The following is a 17178-nucleotide window of genomic DNA, read 5'->3' as shown; positions in this document are numbered from 1 at the left end:
GGGGAGACCACACAGATGACGGCGACGACTAAACCCAAGATCTGGACACCGGGCGACTGGAACGCCTTTTTCGGCTTCGGCACCAATATCCTGGTCAACATGCTGGTGCTGACCGGGCTGCTGCGCTTCGTCCTGAAGATGCCCGACGACATCGTTTTCGGTCGCATCCTGCCCGCCATGGGCCTGATGATGTGCCTGTCGACCGGCTACTATGCCTGGCTGGCCTATCGCCTGGCCCTGAAGACCGGGCGGAGCGATGTTTGCGCGCTGCCCTCGGGCATCAGCGTGCCGCACATGTTCGTGGTCACCTTCGTGATCATGCTGCCCATCGCGCTCACCACCGGCGACCCGGTCAAGGGCTGGGAAGCGGGCCTGACCTGGGTCTTCATCCAGAGCTTCGTGTTGATGGCCGGCGGCTTCGTCGCCCCCATCATCCGCAAGATCACGCCGCGCGCCGCCCTGCTTGGCACGCTCGCCGGCGTCTCGGTCGCCTTCATCTCGATGAAGCCGGCACTCGAGATGTTCATGACCCCGGTGATCGGCCTGGCCTGTTTCGGCGTCATCCTGATGAGCTGGTTCGGCGGCCTGAAATATCCCAAGGGCATCCCGGCCGGCCTAGTCGCGATCATCGTGGGCATGATCATCGCCTGGGGCTCGACCCTGTTCGGCTTCAATTTCGGCGGGCTGACCGGCGAGGGCTTCCTGGGCTCCTTCGCCAACTTCGGCTTCTCGGTGCCGCTGCCGGCCTTCGATCACGTCTTCGGCGGCTTCGAGTTCCTGGGCGTCATCCTGGTCACGGCCATCCCCTTCGGCATCTACGACCTGGTCGAGGCCATGGACAACGTGGAGAGCGCCGAGGTGGCGGGTGACGTCTACCCCACCACCCGCGTGCTCACCGCCGATGGCGTGGTCAGCCTGATCGGCTGCATGATGGGCAATCCCTTCATCAATGCGGTCTATATCGGCCATCCCGGCTGGAAGGCCATGGGCGGGCGCATCGGCTATTCGGCGGCGACCGGCCTGATGGTCATCGCCCTGTCGTGGTTCGGGGTGATCGCCCTGCTGCTGGCCGTGGTGCCGGTGGTCGCGATCTCGCCCATCCTGCTCTATATCGGCATGCTGATCGGGGCCCAGGCGTTCCAGGAAACCCCCAAGTCCCACGCCCCGGCGGTGGTGCTGGCCCTGACCCCGCACCTGGCGGCCTGGGGCAAGCTGCAGATCGACTCGGCACTGGGCGCGGCTGGCACCACGGCGGCGGCGGTCGGCTTCGACAAGCTGGGGACCAACGGCGTGCTCTACCACGGCCTGGAAGTGCTGGGCGGCGGTGCCATCCTGGGCGGCCTGGTCCTGGGGGCGATCGGCGTCTTCATCGTCGAGCGCCAGTTCATGAAGGCGTCGTTCTTCGCCATCGCCGGCGCGGTCCTGAGCTTCTTCGGCTTTATGCATGGCGAGGCCATCGGCATCGCGCAGAGCCCGGCGGTGGTGGTAGGCTACCTGCTGTTCGCGGGTGCCCTGGCCTTGGCCGCCCGCCGGGTCGTGCCAAGTGCGGTGCCGATGGGCAGCCATCACGCGGTGCCGGAGCCGGCGGAGTGAGAGTGACGGAGTAAGAATGACGGCGGATTTCGATCCCGCGCGCCACATCGATGCCTGCGCGGCGCTGCTCGGCCTGACCATTACGGCCGAACAGCGCCCCGGGTATCGCAGTTCCTGACGCTTGCGGCCGCCATGGCCGCCCTGGTCGAGGCGGCGCCCCTGGGCGATGATGTCCTCGACCTTGCCGGCATCTTCTCGCCCATCACCCCGGCCTGAGCATCGTGAGCATCGACCCTTTCGCGCCGGCGCACGCGATCGCCGACCAGGTTCGCCGTGGCCATGTCACCGCCAGCGCCGTGACCCGCCTGTTCCTTGACCGCATCGCGGCCGCCAACGGCAAGCTGAACGCCTTCACCGACGTTCTGGCGGCGCGGGCGCTGGAGACTGCCCGGGCGATCGACGAACGCAAGGCGCGGGGCGAGGCGCTGGGGCCGCTGGCGGGCGTGCCCTTCGCGGTCAAGAACCTGTTCGATGTGGAAGGCCTGCCGACCCGGGCGGGCAGCCTGATCAACCGCGCGCGGGCGCCGGCGACCAGGGATGCCGTGCTGATCGAACGCCTGGCCGCGGCCGACGCCGTGCTGATCGGCGCCTTGAACATGGGCGAATACGCCTATGACTTCACCGGCGAGAATGTCCATGACGGGGCCTGCCGCAACCCTCATGCGCCGGACCATATGGCCGGCGGCTCCTCGTCGGGCTGCGGCGCGGCGACCGGGGGCGGCCTGGCGCCCATTTCCCTGGGCTCCGACACCAACGGCTCGATCCGGGTGCCGTCCTCCCTGTGCGGCACCTTCGGCCTGAAGCCGACCTATGGCCGCCTGCCGCGCAGCCGCAGCTTTCCCTTCTGCGACAGCCTCGATCACCTGGGCCCCTTCGCCCGCTCAGCCCGCGACCTGGCGCTGGCCTATGACCTGATGCAGGGCCACGACCCGCAGGATCACGCCTGTGCCGAGCGCCCGGTCGAGCCGACGCTGCCCGGCCTGGGGCAGGGCATCGACGGCTTGCGCATCGGCGTGCTGGGCGGGCATTTCTCGACCGACGGCATGCCGGTGGCGGCCAAGGCCGTCGCCCTGGTCGCCGCGGCCCTGGGCGCCGGCACCACCGTCGACCTGCCGGGGGCCGAGGCGGGGCGGGCGGCCGCCTTCCTTATTACCAATGCCGAAGGCGCCACCCTGCACCTGGACCGCCTGCGCACCCGGGCCAACGATTTCGATCCCGAAACCCGCGACCGCTTCCTGGCCGGGGCCATGCTGCCCGCGCCCTGGCTGGTCAAGGCCCAGGCGGTGCGGCGCTGGTACGCCGCCCAGGCCGCCCGGCTATTCAAGGACTTCGACCTGCTGATCGCCCCCTCGACGCCCATGCAGGCGCCCCGGATCGGGCAGAAAACCATGGAACTGCGTGGCCGGACGGTACCCGTCCGGCCGATGTTCGGCCTGTTCACCCAGCCGATCTCGGCCATCGGCCTGCCGGTCTGCGCGGTGCCGGTGCCGGGGGCCGATCCCGGCGGCCTGCCGATCGGGGTGCAGGTGATTGCCGCCCCCTGGCGCGAGGATCTGGCCCTGCGCGCGGCGGCTTTCCTGGAGGCCCGGGGCGTGGCAGGGGCCCCGATTCCCGTGCTATAGCGCTCTGCGCGGGGCGCATGGCCTGGGCGGTCTGAAATCAGGAAGGGGGGTCCCTTTCCCCTTGACGACTCGAACCCTCGCCAATATGGTGCGCCCCTCACTCGGACGGCGGTGGTAGGGGTTCAACCTAAACGCGGCGTCGACGAGTATCGAGTACCTGTTACATCGGTCAATGGTTCGCCATTGGCCACGAGATTTGGTCGGCGGCAGCGCCGGGTGCGCTGTTGGCCGGCTTTGTTGCGTGGGGCCGCTCTTTGACATTGTCAGCGGACTTGCGTGGCTTGAACGAGGGAAGAGAAGGCAGGACTGATGCCTACTATCAACCAACTGCTACGCCATCCGCGGCAGAAACCAGCGTTCCGCAACAAGGTGCCGGCGATCACCGGCAACCCGCAGAAGCGTGGTGTTTGCACCCGCGTCTACACCACCACCCCGAAGAAGCCGAACTCGGCGCTTCGCAAGGTGGCGCGCGTGCGCCTGGTCAACGGCTTCGAAGTCACCTCGTACATTCCGGGCGAGGGGCACAACCTCCAAGAACACTCTGTGGTGCTGATCCGCGGCGGTCGCGTTAAGGACTTGCCGGGCGTTCGCTATCACGTCATCCGCGGCGTCCTCGATACCCAGGGCGTTAAGAATCGTAAGCAGCGCCGGTCGAAGTACGGCGCGAAGCGTCCGAAGTAAGGAGAGCCTTCATGTCTCGCCGCCACAGTGCCGAGAAGCGCGAAGTCCTGCCGGATCCCAAGTTCGGCGACATCGTCGTGACGAAGTTCATGAACAGCCTGATGTACGACGGCAAGAAGTCCGCAGCCGAGACGATCGTCTATGGCGCCTTCGACCGTGTGCAGTCCAAGACCGGCCAGGATCCGATCCGCGTGTTCCACGACGCCCTGTCGAACGTCCGCCCGGCGATCGAAGTGCGCAGCCGCCGTGTCGGTGGCGCGACCTACCAGGTCCCCGTCGAAGTCCGCACCGAGCGCAGCCAGGCCCTGGCGATCCGCTGGCTGATCGCCTCGGCGCGCAAGCGTTCCGAGCACACCATGACCGAGCGCCTGTCGGGCGAGCTCATGGATGCCGTGAACAACCGCGGCACCGCCGTGAAGAAGCGCGAAGACACCCACCGCATGGCGGAGGCCAACAAGGCCTTCTCCCATTACCGCTGGTAAGGGGAGCGCGCAGACATGCCTCGCACAACCCCGCTCGAGAAATACCGCAATATCGGCATCATGGCCCATATTGACGCCGGTAAGACCACCACGACCGAGCGCATCCTCTACTACACCGGCCGTTCGCATAAGATCGGCGAAGTGCATGATGGCGCCGCCACCATGGACTGGATGGAGCAGGAGCAGGAACGCGGCATCACCATCACCTCGGCAGCGACCACCTGCTACTGGGGTGAAAACCGCATCAACATCATCGACACCCCCGGCCACGTCGACTTCACCATTGAAGTCGAGCGTTCGCTGCGCGTGCTCGACGGTGCCGTCGCGGTGTTCGACTCGGTTGCCGGCGTCGAGCCGCAGTCCGAGACGGTGTGGCGCCAGGCCGACAAGTATGGCGTGCCGCGCATCTGTTTCGTCAACAAGATGGACCGCACCGGCGCCAACTTCTATCGCTGCGTGGACATGATCATCGACCGCCTGGGCGCCAAGCCGCTGGTGCTGTCGATCCCGGTCGGCTCGGAAGCGGAATACGCCGGCATCGTCGACATCGTGAAGATGAAGGCGATCATCTGGCGCGACGAGAGCCTGGGCGCCAAGTTCGACATCGTCGACATCCCGGCCGACCTGGTCGAGAAGGCGAACGAGTATCGCGCTGCCCTGGTCGACACGGCCGTCGAGCAGGACGATGCCGCCATGGAAGCCTACCTCGAGGGCACCGAGCCCGACGAGGCGACGCTGAAGGCCTGCATCCGCAAGGGCACCATCTCGGGCGTGTTCGTGCCGGTCATCAACGGTTCGGCGTTCAAGAACAAGGGCGTGCAGCCCCTGCTCGACGCCGTCGTCGACTTCCTGCCGTCGCCGCTCGAAGTGCCGGCGATCAAGGGCATCGACGTCAAGACCGGCGAAGAGACCGAGCGTCATTCTTCGGACGAAGAGCCGACCGCCGTGCTCGCGTTCAAGATCATGGACGACCCGTTCGTCGGCACCATCACCTTCTGCCGCATCTATTCGGGCAAGCTCGAAGCCGGCATGAACCTCAGCAATTCGACCAAGGACAAGCGCGAGCGCGTCGGTCGCATGCTGCTGATGCATGCCAACAGCCGTGAAGACGTGAAGGAAGCCTTCGCGGGCGACATCGTCGCCCTGGCCGGCCTGAAGGACACCCGCACCGGCGACACGCTGTGCGATCCCGTCAAGGCCGTCATCCTCGAGAAGATGGAATTCCCCGAGCCCGTCATCGAGCTGTCGATCGAGCCCAAGTCCAAGGCCGACCAGGAGAAGCTGGGCATTGCCCTGTCGAAGCTGGCCGCCGAAGACCCCTCGTTCCGCGTCTCGACCGACAGCGAGTCGGGCCAGACCATCCTGAAGGGCATGGGCGAACTGCACCTGGAAATTAAGGTCGACATCCTGCGCCGCACCTACAAGGTCGACGCGGCGGTCGGCGCTCCCCAGGTGGCTTATCGCGAGACCATCACCAAGCGCGCCGAAGTCGATTACACCCACAAGAAGCAGACCGGTGGTACCGGTCAGTTCGCCCGCGTCAAGCTGGTGTTCGAGCCGCTTCCGCCGGGTGGTGGCCGTGTCTTCGAAAGCTCGGTCGTCGGTGGTTCGGTGCCGCGAGAATTCGTGCCCGGCGTCGAGAAGGGCATTGCCTCGGTCTCGGACAACGGCGTCATCGCCGGCTTCCCGATGATCGACTTCAAGGCCACCCTGATCGACGGCGCCTACCACGACGTCGACTCGTCGGTCCTGGCCTTCGAAATCGCGTCGCGTGCGGCGTTCAAGGAAGGCATGGAGAAGGCGGGGCCGAAGCTGCTCGAGCCGATCATGCGCGTCGAGTGCGTCACGCCTGAAGATTACGTGGGTTCGGTTATCGGCGACTTGAACAGCCGCCGTGGCCAAATCAGCGGCACCGAGACCCGTGGCAATGCCACGGTGATCAATGCGATGGTCCCGCTGGCCAACATGTTTGGGTACATCAACACCCTGCGGTCGATGACCCAGGGGCGTGCGTCGTACTCGATGGTTTTCGATCACTATGAGCCGGTGCCTCAGGCTGTCGCGGACGAAGTCCGCGCCAAGTACGCCTGAGTCAGTCACCGCTAGCGTTACGGAGAGCCGAGATGGCCAAGGAAAGTTTCAAGCGGACGAAGCCGCACTGCAACATCGGGACGATCGGACACGTCGACCATGGCAAGACGTCGCTGACGGCGGCGATCACCAAGGTTCTGGCGGAGTCTGGTGGTGCGACGTTCACGGCGTATGACCAGATCGACAAGGCGCCGGAAGAGCGGGCTCGTGGCATCACGATCTCGACGGCGCACGTCGAGTACGAGACCAAGAACCGGCACTATGCCCACGTCGACTGCCCCGGCCACGCCGACTATGTGAAGAACATGATCACGGGTGCGGCGCAGATGGACGGCGCGATCCTGGTGGTGTCGGCGGCCGACGGCCCGATGCCGCAGACGCGCGAGCACATCCTGCTGGCGCGCCAGGTCGGCGTGCCCTCGCTGGTGGTGTTCCTGAACAAGTGCGACATGGTCGACGACCCGGAACTGCTGGAACTGGTCGAGCTGGAAGTGCGCGAACTGCTCTCGTCCTACCAGTTCCCTGGCGACGACATCCCGGTGGTGAAGGGCTCGGCCCTGTGCGCCTTGAATGACTCGGACAAGAAGCTGGGCCATGACGCGATCATCGAGCTGATGGCGGCGGTGGATGCCTACATCCCGCAGCCCGAGCGTCCCAAGGACCGTCCGTTCCTGATGCCGATCGAAGACGTGTTCTCGATCTCGGGCCGCGGCACCGTGGTGACCGGCCGTATCGAGCGCGGCATCGTGAAGGTGGGCGAGGAAGTCGAGATCGTCGGCCTGAAGGACACCAAGAAGACGACGGTGACCGGCGTCGAGATGTTCCGCAAGCTGCTGGACCAGGGCGAGGCGGGCGACAACGTCGGTGCGCTGCTGCGCGGTGTCGGCCGTGACGACGTCGAGCGCGGCCAGGTCCTGGCCAAGCCGGGCTCGATCACGCCGCACACCAAGTTTAAGGCCGAGGCCTATATCCTGACGAAGGAAGAGGGCGGCCGTCATACGCCGTTCTTCACCAACTATCGTCCGCAGTTCTACTTCCGGACCACGGACGTGACCGGCGTCGTGACCCTGCCCGAGGGTGTCGAGATGGTCATGCCGGGCGACAACGTCGCCATGGAAGTCGAGCTGATCGCGCCGATCGCCATGGACGAAGGCCTGCGTTTCGCGATCCGCGAGGGCGGCCGTACCGTCGGCGCCGGCGTCGTCGCGTCCATCGTGAAGTAAGACGCGGAAGCGTTCGAGGATTTACGCAAATGGACAGCCAAAACATCCGCATCCGCCTCAAGGCGTTCGATCATCGCGTGCTCGACCAGTCGACGAGTGAGATCGTGAACACCGCAAAGCGGACCGGCGCGCGCGTTCGGGGTCCCATCCCCCTGCCGACGCACATTGAAAAGTACACGGTGTTGCGGGGTCCGCACATCGACAAGAAGAGCCGCGAGCAGTTCGAAATTCGGACTCACAAGCGTCTCCTCGACATCGTCGACCCGACGCCGCAGACCGTGGACGCGCTGATGAAGCTCGACCTCGCCGCGGGCGTCGACGTCGAGATCAAGCTCTGAGGGTGATGCCATGCGTTCCGGTGTGATCGCCAAGAAAATCGGGATGACTCGGCTCTTTGCAGCCGACGGTGCCCATGTGCCGGTGACGGTGCTGCAGATCGACAATCTGCAGGTCGTCGCGACCCGCTCGGTCGAGAAGGAAGGCTACACGGCCCTCCAGCTCGGTTCGGGCAAGGCGAAGGTGAAGAATGTGACCAAGCCGCAGCGCGGTCACTATGCCAAGGCAGGTGTCGAGCCGAAGCTGAAGCTGGTCGAATTCCGCGTAACGGAAGATGCCCTGCTGAACGTCGGCGACGAGCTATCGGTCGAGCACTTCGTGCCCGGCCAGAAGATCGACGTGACCGGCGAGAGCAAGGGCAAGGGCTTCCAGGGCGTCATGAAGCGCTGGAACTTCGCCGGCCTGCGCGCCACCCACGGCGTCTCGGTCTCGCACCGCAGCCACGGGTCGACTGGCCAGCGCCAGGACCCCGGCAAGGTGTTCAAGGGCAAGAAGATGGCCGGTCACCTGGGTGCCGAACGGGTCACCGTTCAGAACCTCGAGGTCGCCAAGATCGATAGCGGTCGCGGCCTCATCCTGGTGAAGGGTGCCATCCCCGCGCCAAGGGCTCTTATGTGCTGGTCCGCGACGCCATCAAGGTGAAGCAGGACGGCCTGCCCCTGCCGGGTGGGGTAAAGCAGGCGCCGGCGGCTGAAGCCGCTGCGTCGTCGGAGGGCTGATTGAGATGAAGGCCGACGTCACTACGCTCGACGCCACTGCAGCGGGTTCGATTGAACTCGCTGACGAGGTGTTCGGTCTCGAGCCGCGTGCGGATATCCTGCACCGCATGGTGCTTTGGCAGCTTGCCAAGCGCCAGTCGGGCAATCACCGGATCAAGACGGTGAGCGAGGTTACCGCCACGACCAAGAAGATGTACCGCCAGAAGGGGACGGGTCATGCCCGTCACGGCTCCAAGAAAGTGGGCCAGTTCCGTGGCGGTGCCAAGACCATGGGCCCGGTTGTCCGCAGCCATGCCTTTGACCTGCCCAAGAAGGTTCGCCAGCTCGCGTTGCGCAGCGCCCTCTCGGCCAAGGCCAAGGCCGGCCAACTCGTCGTCCTCGACTCCGCCGCTTTCGAGCAGGCGAAGACCGGCGCGCTGAAGGCCAAGTTCGCCACCCTGGGCTGGACTTCAGTGCTGGTGGTCGACACCGTGCTGAACGAAGGTTTCGCCCTGGCGGCCCGTAACATTCCGCACGTCGACGTCCTGCCGACGGTCGGTGCCAACGTCTACGACATCCTGCGTCGCGAGAAGCTGGTGCTCACCAAGGCCGCCGTCGAAAGCCTGGAGGCGCGCCTGAAATGAGCTCGCTGAAGCATTACGACATCATCCTGTCGCCGGTCATCACTGAGAAGTCGACCCGCGGTTCGGAATTCAACCAGGTTACCTTCAAGGTGCCGCTGACGGCGACCAAGCCCGAGATCCGGGCGGCGGTCGAGTCGCTGTTCCGGGTCAAGGTGACGGCCGTCAACACCATCCGCGTGGAAGGCAAGGAAAAGCGCTTCCGCGGCCGGCTGGGCAAGCGGTCCGATTTCAAGAAGGCAGTCGTCTCCCTGGCCGACGGCCAGACCATCGACGTGACGACGGGGATCTGATCCATGGCGTTGAAGACATTCCGTCCGATCACGCCGTCGCTTCGCGGCACGGTGCTGATCGATCGTTCCGGCCTCTACAAAGGCAAGCCGGTCAAGACTTTGACCGAAGGCTTGAACAAGAACGCCGGGCGCAACAATCACGGCCGCATCACCATGCGGCGCGTGGGTGGCGGCCACAAGAAGGCCTACCGTCTGGTCGACTTCCAGCGGCGCAAGTTCGATGTCCCGGCGACGGTCGAGCGGATCGAATACGATCCCAACCGCACTGCCTTCATCGCGCTGATCCGCTATGAGGACGGCGAGCAGTCGTACATCCTGGCGCCGCAGCGCTTAGGGGTGGGCGACAGCGTCGTCGCCGGCGAAAAGGTCGACGTGAAGCCCGGCAATGCCGCGCCCATGAAGAACCTGCCGATCGGCACCATCGTGCACAACGTCGAGCTGAAGATCGGCAAGGGCGGCGCGATTGCCCGTTCGGCCGGGACCTACGCTCAGATCGTCGGTCGCGACGGCGCCTATTGCATTCTGCGTCTGTCGTCGGGTGAACAGCGTCTGGTCCGTGGCGAGTGCATCGCTTCGGTCGGCGCGGTTTCGAACCCCGACAATCAGAACACCAAGGTCGGCAAGGCAGGCCGTAACCGCTGGCTGGGCATCCGCCCGTCGGTGCGCGGCGTCGCCATGAACCCGATCGATCACCCGCATGGTGGTGGCGAAGGCCGGACTTCCGGTGGTCGTCATCCCGTGACGCCGTGGGGCAAGGGAACCAAAGGCAACAAGACCCGCTCTAACAAGCGGACTGATGCCTTCATCCTGCGCTCGCGTCACGCCAAGAAGTAACGGAGACCGCCGTGACTCGTTCAGTATGGAAAGGTCCGTTCGTCGACGGTTATCTGCTCAAGAAGGCAGAGACCACTCGCGCGTCGGGCCGCAAGGAAGTCATCAAGACCTGGTCGCGCCGCTCGACCATTCTGCCCCAGTTCCTGGGGCTGACGTTCGGCGTGCACAACGGCCACAAGTTCATCCCCGTGTTGGTGAACGAGGACATGGTTGGTCACAAGCTCGGCGAATTCGCGCCGACGCGGACCTTCTATGGCCACGCTGCCGACAAGAAGGCGAAGAGGAAGTAAGGCGATGTCGAAGCCTAAGAATTCTCGTCGCGTGGGCGAAAACGAAGCGGTTGCGATCGGCCGCATGCTGCGCTCGTCGCAGCGCAAGCTGAACCTCGTCGCCGAGCAGATCCGCGGCAAGCCGGTCTCGACCGCGCTGGCCGAGCTCGCCTTTTCCAAGAAGCACATCGCCCGCGATGTGAAGAAGGTCCTGGAGAGCGCGATCGCCAACGCCGAGAACAATCACCAGCTCGACGTCGACACCCTGTTCGTGCAGCAGGCGGCCGTCGGCCGGGCCCTGACGATGCGCCGCTTCCACGCCCGTGCGCGTGGCCGGGCGGCCGGCATCGTCAAGGAATTCTCGAACATCACGGTCGTGGTTCGCGCCCGTGAAGAGGCTGAGGAGAAGGCCTGATGGGTCAGAAGGTTAATCCAATCGGCCTGCGCCTGGGTATCAACCGCACCTGGGATTCGCGCTGGTATGCCGACAAGAAGGACTTCGCCGGGCTGCTGCACGAGGATCTGAAGATCCGTGCCTTCCTGGAGAAGAAGCTCGCCTCGGCCGGCATCGCGAAGGTGGTGATCGAGCGTCCGGCCAAGAAGTGCCGGGTGACGATCCACACCGCCCGTCCGGGCGTGGTCATCGGCAAGAAGGGCGCGGACATCGAGAAGCTCCGCTCCGAGCTCGCCAAGATGACCAAGTCCGAGGTTTCGCTGAACATCGTCGAAATCCGCAAGCCCGAGATCGACGCCAAGCTGATCGCCGAGAACATCGCGCAGCAGCTCGAGCGCCGCGTCGCCTTCCGCCGCGCCATGAAGCGCAGCGTGCAGTCGGCCATGCGTCTGGGCGCCGGCGGCATCCGCATCAACTGCGGCGGCCGTCTGGGCGGCGCGGAAATCGCCCGTATCGAATGGTACCGCGAGGGCCGCGTGCCCCTGCACACCCTGCGTGCGGACATCGATTTCGGCCGCGGCACCGCACACACCGCCATGGGGACCTGTGGCGTGAAGGTGTGGGTGTTCAAGGGCGAGATCCTGGCCCACGATCCGATGGCCCAGGACAAGCGCCTGGCCGAGCAAGCCAACCAGGCGCGCCCCGAGCGCGAGCCGCGCGAGAACCGTGGCGATCGTCGTGATCGCCGTGGCGACCGTGGCGGCCGCGACGCTCCCCCGCGCGATCAGGCGGAGTAATCCACCATGTTGCAGCCGAAACGTACTAAGTTCCGCAAGGCCTTCAAGGGCCGGATCCATGGCAATGCCAAGGGCGGCACGGCGCTGAACTTCGGCGCCTACGGCCTGAAGGCGATGGAACCGGCACGCGTGACGGCGCGGCAGATCGAGGCGGCCCGCCGCGCGATCACCCGCCACATCAAGCGCGCCGGCCGTGTCTGGATCCGCATTTTCCCGGACGTGCCGGTGTCGAAGAAGCCGACCGAAGTGCGCATGGGTAAAGGTAAGGGCGCCCCTGAATTGTGGGTCGCCCGTGTGAAGCCTGGTCGCATCATGTTCGAGATGGACGGCGTCCCGGCCGATCTGGCGCGCGAAGCGTTCCAGCTCGGCGCGGCCAAGCTGCCCATCCTGACCAAGGTCGTGACCCGTCTGGGCGAAGGAGCCTGATCATGGCGAGCGTTAAGCCCGCGGACCTGCGGCTGAAGACGGCCGACGAGCTCGGCGACCGTCTGGCGGTTCTGAAGAAGGAGCAGTTCAACCTGCGCTTCCAGAAGGCCACCGGCCAGCTCGAGAACACCGCGCGTCAGGGTACTGTGCGTCGCGAGATCGCCCAGATCCTGACCGTTTTGAAGGAAAAGGCGGCTGCCTCGGCCTGATGCCGAGGAACGCGCCTTAGGAGAAGCAAGATGCCGAAGCGACTGTTGCAGGGCGTCGTGGTCAGCGACAAGAACGACAAGACTGTCGTCGTGAAGGTCGAACGCCGCGTGCTGCACCCGGTGCTCAAGAAGGTGGTACGCCGGTCGAAGAAGTACCACGCCCATGACGAAGCCAACCGGTTCAAGGTCGGCGATGTCGTGACCATCCAGGAATGCCGTCCGCTGTCGAAGCTGAAGACTTGGGAAGTCGTCGGCGCCGTCGGTCGGGATGGCAAGCCCATCGTTCAGGCCGAAGCCTGAACCCGGGCGATTGAGGAGTAGCGAAACATGATCCAGATGCAGACGAACCTGGACGTGGCCGATAATTCAGGCGCGCGTCGGGTGATGTGCATCAAGGTGCTGGGCGGTGCCAAGCGCCGGTACGCGAGCGTCGGTGACATCATCGTCGTTTCGGTCAAGGAAGCGATCCCCGCGGCCGCGTGAAGAAGGGTGACGTGCATCGCGCCGTCGTCGTTCGCACGGCCAAGGAAGTGCGTCGGGCCGATGGCACGGCGATCCGCTTTGACCACAATGCGGCCGTTCTGATCAACAAGCAGAACGAGCCGATCGGCACCCGTATCTTCGGGCCGGTCGTGCGCGAATTGCGCGCCCGCAATCACATGAAGATCATCAGCCTCGCGCCGGAGGTGCTGTGATGACGAACGTTAATCCCGATCATCAGAAGCTGCGGATCCGCAAGGGCGACAAGGTCGTCGTGCTGACCGGCAAGGACAAGGGCAAGCGCGGCGAAGTCGTGGCTGTTCTGCCGGCCGATGCGCGCGTCGTCGTCGCCGGCGTGAATATCGTCAAGCGTCACACCCGCCAGACCCAGACCACCCAGGGCGGCATCGTCGAGAAGCCCGCGCCGATCCACGTGTCGAACCTCGGTATCGAGGATCCGCGCGACGGCAAGCCGACCCGCGTCGGCTTCAAGGTGCTGGAAGACGGCCGCAAGGTCCGTGTGGCCAAGCGTTCGGGAGATTTGATCGATGGCTGATACCGAGCTCCAGCCGCGCCTGAAGCGGCAGTACAACGACGTCATCCGGGCCAAGCTGAAAGAGCAGTTCGGTTACGGCAACATCATGCAGGTACCGCGCCTGGAAAAGATCGTCATCAACATGGGCGTCGGCGAAGCCGCGACCGATGGCAAGAAGATCCAGGGCGCTGTCGAAAACATGACCGCGATCGCCGGCCAGAAGCCGGTGATCACCCGTTCCACCAAGGCGATCGCCGGCTTCAAGCTGCGCGAAGGGGCCCCGGTGGGCGTGAAGGTCACCCTGCGCGGCGAGCGCATGTACGAATTCCTCGATCGCCTGGTCACCATCGCGCTGCCGCGCGTTCGTGACTTCCGCGGTCTCAACGGGAAGAGCTTCGACGGCCGTGGCAACTACGCCATGGGCCTGAAGGAGCAGATCATTTTCCCGGAAATCAACTACGACAAGGTCGACACCGTTCGCGGCATGGACATTGTCATCTGCACGACGGCCAAGAAGGACGACGAAGCCAAAGCGCTTCTCGCCGCCTTCGAGCTGCCGTTCATCAACTGAGGACAGGCACATGGCGAAGACGAGTGCCATCGAAAAGAACAACCGCCGCGCCAAGCTGGCCGCGCAGCACGCTCCCAAGCGTGCCCGGCTGAAGGCGATCGTGATGGATCAGAGCGTCTCCGACGAGGAGCGTTTTGCGGCGACGTTGAAACTGACTGAAATGCCGCGCAACGGGGCAAAGACCCGCGTGCGGCTGCGTTGCGAAGTCTCGGGGCGGTCCCGCGGCAACTATCGCAAGCTGAAGCTGTCCCGGATCGCGCTGCGTGATCTGGCCTCGAGTGGCCAGATTCCCGGCATGGTCAAGTCGAGCTGGTAAGGAGAACCGCGATGGCACTGAGCGACCCGCTCGGCGATATGCTGACGCGCATCCGCAACGGACAGTCGGCCGGCAAGGCCACCGTGCGAAGCCCCGCGTCGAAGTTGCGTTCCCGCGTTCTTGATGTTCTGGCTGCCGAAGGTTACATCCGCGGCTGGCACGACACGCCCAGCGAAGGCGGCGGCGCGGAAATCGAGATCGAACTCAAGTATCATGAGGGGCTTCCGGTCATTCAGTCGATTGACCGTATTTCCCGCCCCGGTCGCCGCGTTTATTCGTCGATCAAGGATCTGCCGACGTTCCGTAACGGTCTCGGCATCCAGATCCTGTCGACGCCGCGTGGCGTGATGTCGGATGCCGCTGCACGCGCTGCCAATGTTGGTGGCGAAGTGCTGTGCCGCGTATTCTGACCTGACGCGAAGGACGATAGATCATGTCGCGCATCGGCAAAAAGGCAGTGTCCGTACCGTCGGGGGTGAATGTCACCGTCGATGGTCAGGACGTTGCAGTGAAGGGGACGAAGGGGCAGCTCGCGCTGCGCGTCGTCGAGGACATCGTGGTCAAGTTTGAGGACGGCCACATCAGCCTGAAGCCGCGCGAGGATACCAAGCGCGCGCGGATGATGTGGGGCATGAGCCGCACGCTCGTGTCCAACATGGTCAAGGGCGTGACCGAGGGCTTCAAGGTCAATCTCGAGATCAACGGCGTCGGCTATCGCGCCGCGGTTCAGGGTCGCAATCTGAACCTGAACCTCGGCTACAGCCATGACGTGGTGTTCCCGATTCCCGACGGCATCGACATCAAGTGCGAGAAGCCGACCCTGATCGCCATCTCGGGCATCGATGCCCAGCAGGTCGGCCAGGTCGCGGCGGAAATCCGCGAGTGGCGACGGCCGGAGCCCTACAAGGGCAAGGGCATCAAGTATTCGACCGAAACCATCTTCCGCAAGGAAGGTAAGAAGAAGTAATGGCCATGAAGGACACCTTCGAGCGGCGCAAGGAGCGGACCCGCATCCGCCTGCGCAAACTGTCGAGCGGCCGGCCACGCCTCAGCGTGTTCCGCTCCTCGCAGCACATCTATGCGCAGATCATCGACGACGCCTCGGGCAAGACCGTCGCGGCGGCGTCGACGATCGACAAGGAGCTGAAGGGTCAGCTCAAGACCGGCGCGGACCAGGAAGCGGCCAAGGCGGTCGGTCTTCTGGTCGCCAAGCGCGCCAAGGAAGCGGGTATCGGCCAGGTCGTGTTCGACCGCGGCGGCTACCTCTATCACGGCCGTGTAAAGGCGCTTGCCGACGGAGCCCGCGAGGGCGGCCTCGAGTTCTGAGCGCCGAAGGAAGGACATAAGACATGGCACGGCACAATGAAGGCGATCGCCAGCAGGCTGACGAACTCGTCGACAAGCTGGTCCACATCAACCGCGTCGCCAAGGTGGTGAAGGGCGGCCGGCGCTTCGGTTTCGCGGCGCTCGTCGTCGTCGGCGACCGCAAGGGCCGGGTCGGCTTCGGCCACGGCAAGGCGCGCGAGGTTCCCGAGGCGATCCGCAAGGCGACGGAAGCGGCCAAGCGCAAGCTGATCCGCGTCCACCTGCGCGAGGGCCGCACCCTGCATCACGACATCGAGGGCCGTCACGGCGCCGGTCGCGTGGTGCTGCGCGCCGCCCCCCGGGCACCGGCATCATCGCCGGCGGCCCGATGCGCGCCGTCTTCGAGACCCTGGGCGTGCATGACGTGGTCACCAAGTCGCTGGGTTCGTCGAACCCGCACAACATGGTGCGCGCCACGTTCGACGCCCTGCAGAACAGCCTGTCGCCCCGTTCGGTGGCGGCGAAGCGCGGCAAGCGCGTCGCCGACCTCGTCGGCCAGGGCCGTCGCGGCGATGCCGACGCGGCCGAAGCCCAGCCGGAGTGATGTAAGATGAGCGCCAAGGTCAAGCTTACTCAGATCAACAGCCCGATCCGCCGCCCGAAGTACCAGGAAGCGACGCTGATCGGTCTGGGCCTGAACAAGCTGCATCGTGTGAGCGTGCTGGAGGATACCCCTTCGGTCCGCGGCATGATCGAGAAGGTCAAGCATCTCGTGAAGGTCGAAGCGGCCGAATAACGGCCGTTTCGAAACCGCAGAGGTTGAGGATTTCGAAATGAAACTGACAGACATTGCCGACAATCCCGGGTCGCGTCCTGCGCGGATGCGCGTCGGCCGCGGTATCGGTTCGGGCAAGGGCAAGACCTCCGGCCGTGGCGTGAAGGGCCAGAAGGCGCGCTCCGGCGTGGCCATCAAGGGCTTCGAGGGCGGCCAGATGCCGATCCATCGCCGGTTGCCCAAGGGCGGGTTCGTGAACCTGTTCCGCACGGAATACCTGGCGGTCAACCTGGGCAAGATCCAGGCCGCGGTCGAGGCCGGCCGCCTGGCTGCTGGCGAGACCGTGACCGTGGCGCGCCTGGCGGAAGCCGGCGTGCTGGGCACCCGTCGCGGCATGCCCGTGCGCCTGCTGGCGCAGGGCACCCTGACCACCAACCTGACGATCGAAGTCGACGCGGCGTCGGCCAAGGCGGTCGAAGCGGTGGAAGCCGCCGGCGGCAAGGTTGCCATCATTGCCAAGCGCGAAGTGCCGCGCAAGGAAGGCAAGAAGGTCGCGCGCCGCAAGGCGCAGATCGCGAAGCGCGAAGCCCGGGAAGCGGCGCGCGCC

Annotated in this window: 22 protein-coding genes and 5 pseudogenes; all 27 read left to right on the top strand. The window is 65.3% G+C overall.

Going from position 1 to position 17178, the window contains the following annotated elements; genetic code table 11:
* Nucleotides 1-15 precede the first annotated feature (15 nt).
* Nucleotides 16-1593 (top strand): regulator, encoded by a 1578-nt coding sequence (locus D3874_RS16395; protein ID WP_119779040.1) that lies wholly within the window; start codon nucleotides 16-18, stop codon nucleotides 1591-1593.
* Nucleotides 1594-1814: 221 nt separating this feature from the next.
* On the top strand, nucleotides 1815-3215 hold the full coding sequence (locus D3874_RS16385) for an AtzE family amidohydrolase (RefSeq protein ID WP_233559976.1): 1401 nt from the start codon (nucleotides 1815-1817) through the stop codon (nucleotides 3213-3215).
* Nucleotides 3216-3524: 309 nt separating this feature from the next.
* Entirely contained in the window at nucleotides 3525-3896 is a 372-nt protein-coding gene (rpsL, locus tag D3874_RS16380) for a 30S ribosomal protein S12 (RefSeq protein ID WP_119779037.1), read from the top strand.
* A gap of 11 nt (nucleotides 3897-3907) precedes the next feature.
* Nucleotides 3908-4378 carry a 30S ribosomal protein S7 gene (rpsG, locus tag D3874_RS16375; protein ID WP_119779036.1) on the top strand — a complete coding sequence of 157 codons (471 nt, stop codon included), beginning with the start codon at nucleotides 3908-3910 and terminating at the stop codon, nucleotides 4376-4378.
* A gap of 15 nt (nucleotides 4379-4393) precedes the next feature.
* On the top strand, nucleotides 4394-6469 hold the full coding sequence (gene fusA, locus D3874_RS16370) for an elongation factor G (protein WP_119779035.1): 2076 nt from the start codon (nucleotides 4394-4396) through the stop codon (nucleotides 6467-6469).
* A gap of 32 nt (nucleotides 6470-6501) precedes the next feature.
* On the top strand, nucleotides 6502-7692 hold the full coding sequence (gene tuf, locus D3874_RS16365; RefSeq protein ID WP_119779034.1) for an elongation factor Tu: 1191 nt from the start codon (nucleotides 6502-6504) through the stop codon (nucleotides 7690-7692).
* Between the two features lie 29 nt (nucleotides 7693-7721).
* Nucleotides 7722-8030, top strand: coding sequence for a 30S ribosomal protein S10 (gene rpsJ / locus D3874_RS16360; RefSeq protein WP_119779033.1), 309 nt, complete (start codon nucleotides 7722-7724; stop codon nucleotides 8028-8030).
* 10 nt (nucleotides 8031-8040) lie between these two features.
* Nucleotides 8041-8747, top strand: a pseudogene (gene rplC / locus D3874_RS16355) (50S ribosomal protein L3).
* Nucleotides 8748-8752: 5 nt separating this feature from the next.
* Nucleotides 8753-9370, top strand: a complete 618-nt coding sequence (rplD, locus tag D3874_RS16350; RefSeq protein WP_119779032.1) for a 50S ribosomal protein L4 — start codon at nucleotides 8753-8755, stop codon at nucleotides 9368-9370.
* Nucleotides 9367-9660 carry a 50S ribosomal protein L23 gene (locus D3874_RS16345; protein WP_119779031.1) on the top strand — a complete coding sequence of 98 codons (294 nt, stop codon included), beginning with the start codon at nucleotides 9367-9369 and terminating at the stop codon, nucleotides 9658-9660. The genes rplD and D3874_RS16345 overlap by 4 nt, the downstream gene beginning before the upstream one ends.
* Before the next feature lie 3 nt (nucleotides 9661-9663).
* Entirely contained in the window at nucleotides 9664-10494 is an 831-nt protein-coding gene (gene rplB, locus D3874_RS16340) for a 50S ribosomal protein L2 (protein ID WP_119779030.1), read from the top strand.
* Between the two features lie 11 nt (nucleotides 10495-10505).
* Entirely contained in the window at nucleotides 10506-10784 is a 279-nt protein-coding gene (rpsS, locus tag D3874_RS16335; protein WP_119779029.1) for a 30S ribosomal protein S19, read from the top strand.
* Nucleotides 10785-10788: 4 nt separating this feature from the next.
* Complete coding sequence (rplV, locus tag D3874_RS16330; RefSeq protein WP_119779028.1) at nucleotides 10789-11178, top strand: 50S ribosomal protein L22; 390 nt, start codon at nucleotides 10789-10791, stop codon at nucleotides 11176-11178.
* A pseudogene (gene rpsC / locus D3874_RS16325) lies at nucleotides 11178-11852 on the top strand (30S ribosomal protein S3); the annotation flags it as partial. The gene rplV and the pseudogene rpsC, both read left to right, overlap by 1 nt.
* 108 nt (nucleotides 11853-11960) lie before the next feature.
* Entirely contained in the window at nucleotides 11961-12380 is a 420-nt protein-coding gene (rplP, locus tag D3874_RS16320) for a 50S ribosomal protein L16 (protein ID WP_119779026.1), read from the top strand.
* A 2-nt stretch (nucleotides 12381-12382) separates the two neighbouring features.
* Nucleotides 12383-12589: a 50S ribosomal protein L29 gene (gene rpmC, locus D3874_RS16315; RefSeq protein WP_119779025.1), complete on the top strand. Its 207-nt coding sequence runs from the start codon at nucleotides 12383-12385 to the stop codon at nucleotides 12587-12589.
* 30 nt (nucleotides 12590-12619) lie between these two features.
* Entirely contained in the window at nucleotides 12620-12889 is a 270-nt protein-coding gene (gene rpsQ, locus D3874_RS16310) for a 30S ribosomal protein S17 (RefSeq protein ID WP_119779024.1), read from the top strand.
* Between the two features lie 27 nt (nucleotides 12890-12916).
* Nucleotides 12917-13284: pseudogene (rplN, locus tag D3874_RS16305) on the top strand (50S ribosomal protein L14).
* Complete coding sequence (gene rplX, locus D3874_RS16300; RefSeq protein WP_119779023.1) at nucleotides 13284-13625, top strand: 50S ribosomal protein L24; 342 nt, start codon at nucleotides 13284-13286, stop codon at nucleotides 13623-13625. The pseudogene rplN and the gene rplX overlap by 1 nt, the downstream one beginning before the upstream one ends.
* Complete coding sequence (gene rplE, locus D3874_RS16295) at nucleotides 13618-14175, top strand: 50S ribosomal protein L5 (RefSeq protein WP_119779022.1); 558 nt, start codon at nucleotides 13618-13620, stop codon at nucleotides 14173-14175. The genes rplX and rplE overlap by 8 nt, the downstream gene beginning before the upstream one ends.
* Before the next feature lie 10 nt (nucleotides 14176-14185).
* Nucleotides 14186-14491, top strand: coding sequence for a 30S ribosomal protein S14 (gene rpsN / locus D3874_RS16290; protein WP_119779021.1), 306 nt, complete (start codon nucleotides 14186-14188; stop codon nucleotides 14489-14491).
* Between the two features lie 11 nt (nucleotides 14492-14502).
* Nucleotides 14503-14901, top strand: a complete 399-nt coding sequence (rpsH, locus tag D3874_RS16285) for a 30S ribosomal protein S8 (RefSeq protein WP_119779020.1) — start codon at nucleotides 14503-14505, stop codon at nucleotides 14899-14901.
* A 23-nt stretch (nucleotides 14902-14924) separates the two neighbouring features.
* Complete coding sequence (gene rplF, locus D3874_RS16280) at nucleotides 14925-15458, top strand: 50S ribosomal protein L6 (RefSeq protein WP_119779019.1); 534 nt, start codon at nucleotides 14925-14927, stop codon at nucleotides 15456-15458.
* Nucleotides 15459-15463: 5 nt separating this feature from the next.
* Entirely contained in the window at nucleotides 15464-15817 is a 354-nt protein-coding gene (gene rplR / locus D3874_RS16275; RefSeq protein ID WP_408899968.1) for a 50S ribosomal protein L18, read from the top strand.
* A 23-nt stretch (nucleotides 15818-15840) separates the two neighbouring features.
* Nucleotides 15841-16400 (top strand): annotated as a pseudogene (gene rpsE, locus D3874_RS16270) (30S ribosomal protein S5).
* A gap of 6 nt (nucleotides 16401-16406) precedes the next feature.
* Nucleotides 16407-16592, top strand: a complete 186-nt coding sequence (rpmD, locus tag D3874_RS16265) for a 50S ribosomal protein L30 (RefSeq protein ID WP_119779017.1) — start codon at nucleotides 16407-16409, stop codon at nucleotides 16590-16592.
* Between the two features lie 37 nt (nucleotides 16593-16629).
* A pseudogene (rplO, locus tag D3874_RS16260) lies at nucleotides 16630-17097 on the top strand (50S ribosomal protein L15); the annotation flags it as partial.
* Nucleotides 17098-17178: the final 81 nt, after the last annotated feature.

It is taken from the genome of Oleomonas cavernae, assembly GCF_003590945.1.
GTDB classification, from domain to species: domain Bacteria; phylum Pseudomonadota; class Alphaproteobacteria; order Zavarziniales; family Zavarziniaceae; genus Zavarzinia; species Zavarzinia cavernae.
The sequence above is the reverse complement of the archived record's forward strand: the minus strand, read 5'-3'. Positions and strand labels throughout refer to the sequence as shown.

Excerpts from the sequence above, each read along its gene's own strand:
- D3874_RS16395 (WP_119779040.1), top strand. The coding sequence starts at position 16 with ATGACGGCGACGACTAAACCCAAGATCTGGACACCGGGCGACTGGAAC.
- rpsL (WP_119779037.1), top strand. The coding sequence starts at position 3,525 with ATGCCTACTATCAACCAACTGCTACGCCATCCGCGGCAGAAACCAGCG.
- rpsG (WP_119779036.1), top strand. The coding sequence starts at position 3,908 with ATGTCTCGCCGCCACAGTGCCGAGAAGCGCGAAGTCCTGCCGGATCCC.
- fusA (WP_119779035.1), top strand. The coding sequence starts at position 4,394 with ATGCCTCGCACAACCCCGCTCGAGAAATACCGCAATATCGGCATCATG.
- tuf (WP_119779034.1), top strand. The coding sequence starts at position 6,502 with ATGGCCAAGGAAAGTTTCAAGCGGACGAAGCCGCACTGCAACATCGGG.
- rpsJ (WP_119779033.1), top strand. The coding sequence starts at position 7,722 with ATGGACAGCCAAAACATCCGCATCCGCCTCAAGGCGTTCGATCATCGC.
- rplD (WP_119779032.1), top strand. The coding sequence starts at position 8,753 with ATGAAGGCCGACGTCACTACGCTCGACGCCACTGCAGCGGGTTCGATT.
- D3874_RS16345 (WP_119779031.1), top strand. The coding sequence starts at position 9,367 with ATGAGCTCGCTGAAGCATTACGACATCATCCTGTCGCCGGTCATCACT.
- rplB (WP_119779030.1), top strand. The coding sequence starts at position 9,664 with ATGGCGTTGAAGACATTCCGTCCGATCACGCCGTCGCTTCGCGGCACG.
- rplV (WP_119779028.1), top strand. The coding sequence starts at position 10,789 with ATGTCGAAGCCTAAGAATTCTCGTCGCGTGGGCGAAAACGAAGCGGTT.
- rplP (WP_119779026.1), top strand. The coding sequence starts at position 11,961 with ATGTTGCAGCCGAAACGTACTAAGTTCCGCAAGGCCTTCAAGGGCCGG.
- rpmC (WP_119779025.1), top strand. The coding sequence starts at position 12,383 with ATGGCGAGCGTTAAGCCCGCGGACCTGCGGCTGAAGACGGCCGACGAG.
- rpsQ (WP_119779024.1), top strand. The coding sequence starts at position 12,620 with ATGCCGAAGCGACTGTTGCAGGGCGTCGTGGTCAGCGACAAGAACGAC.
- rplX (WP_119779023.1), top strand. The coding sequence starts at position 13,284 with ATGACGAACGTTAATCCCGATCATCAGAAGCTGCGGATCCGCAAGGGC.
- rplE (WP_119779022.1), top strand. The coding sequence starts at position 13,618 with ATGGCTGATACCGAGCTCCAGCCGCGCCTGAAGCGGCAGTACAACGAC.
- rpsN (WP_119779021.1), top strand. The coding sequence starts at position 14,186 with ATGGCGAAGACGAGTGCCATCGAAAAGAACAACCGCCGCGCCAAGCTG.
- rpsH (WP_119779020.1), top strand. The coding sequence starts at position 14,503 with ATGGCACTGAGCGACCCGCTCGGCGATATGCTGACGCGCATCCGCAAC.
- rplF (WP_119779019.1), top strand. The coding sequence starts at position 14,925 with ATGTCGCGCATCGGCAAAAAGGCAGTGTCCGTACCGTCGGGGGTGAAT.
- rplR (WP_408899968.1), top strand. The coding sequence starts at position 15,464 with ATGAAGGACACCTTCGAGCGGCGCAAGGAGCGGACCCGCATCCGCCTG.
- rpmD (WP_119779017.1), top strand. The coding sequence starts at position 16,407 with ATGAGCGCCAAGGTCAAGCTTACTCAGATCAACAGCCCGATCCGCCGC.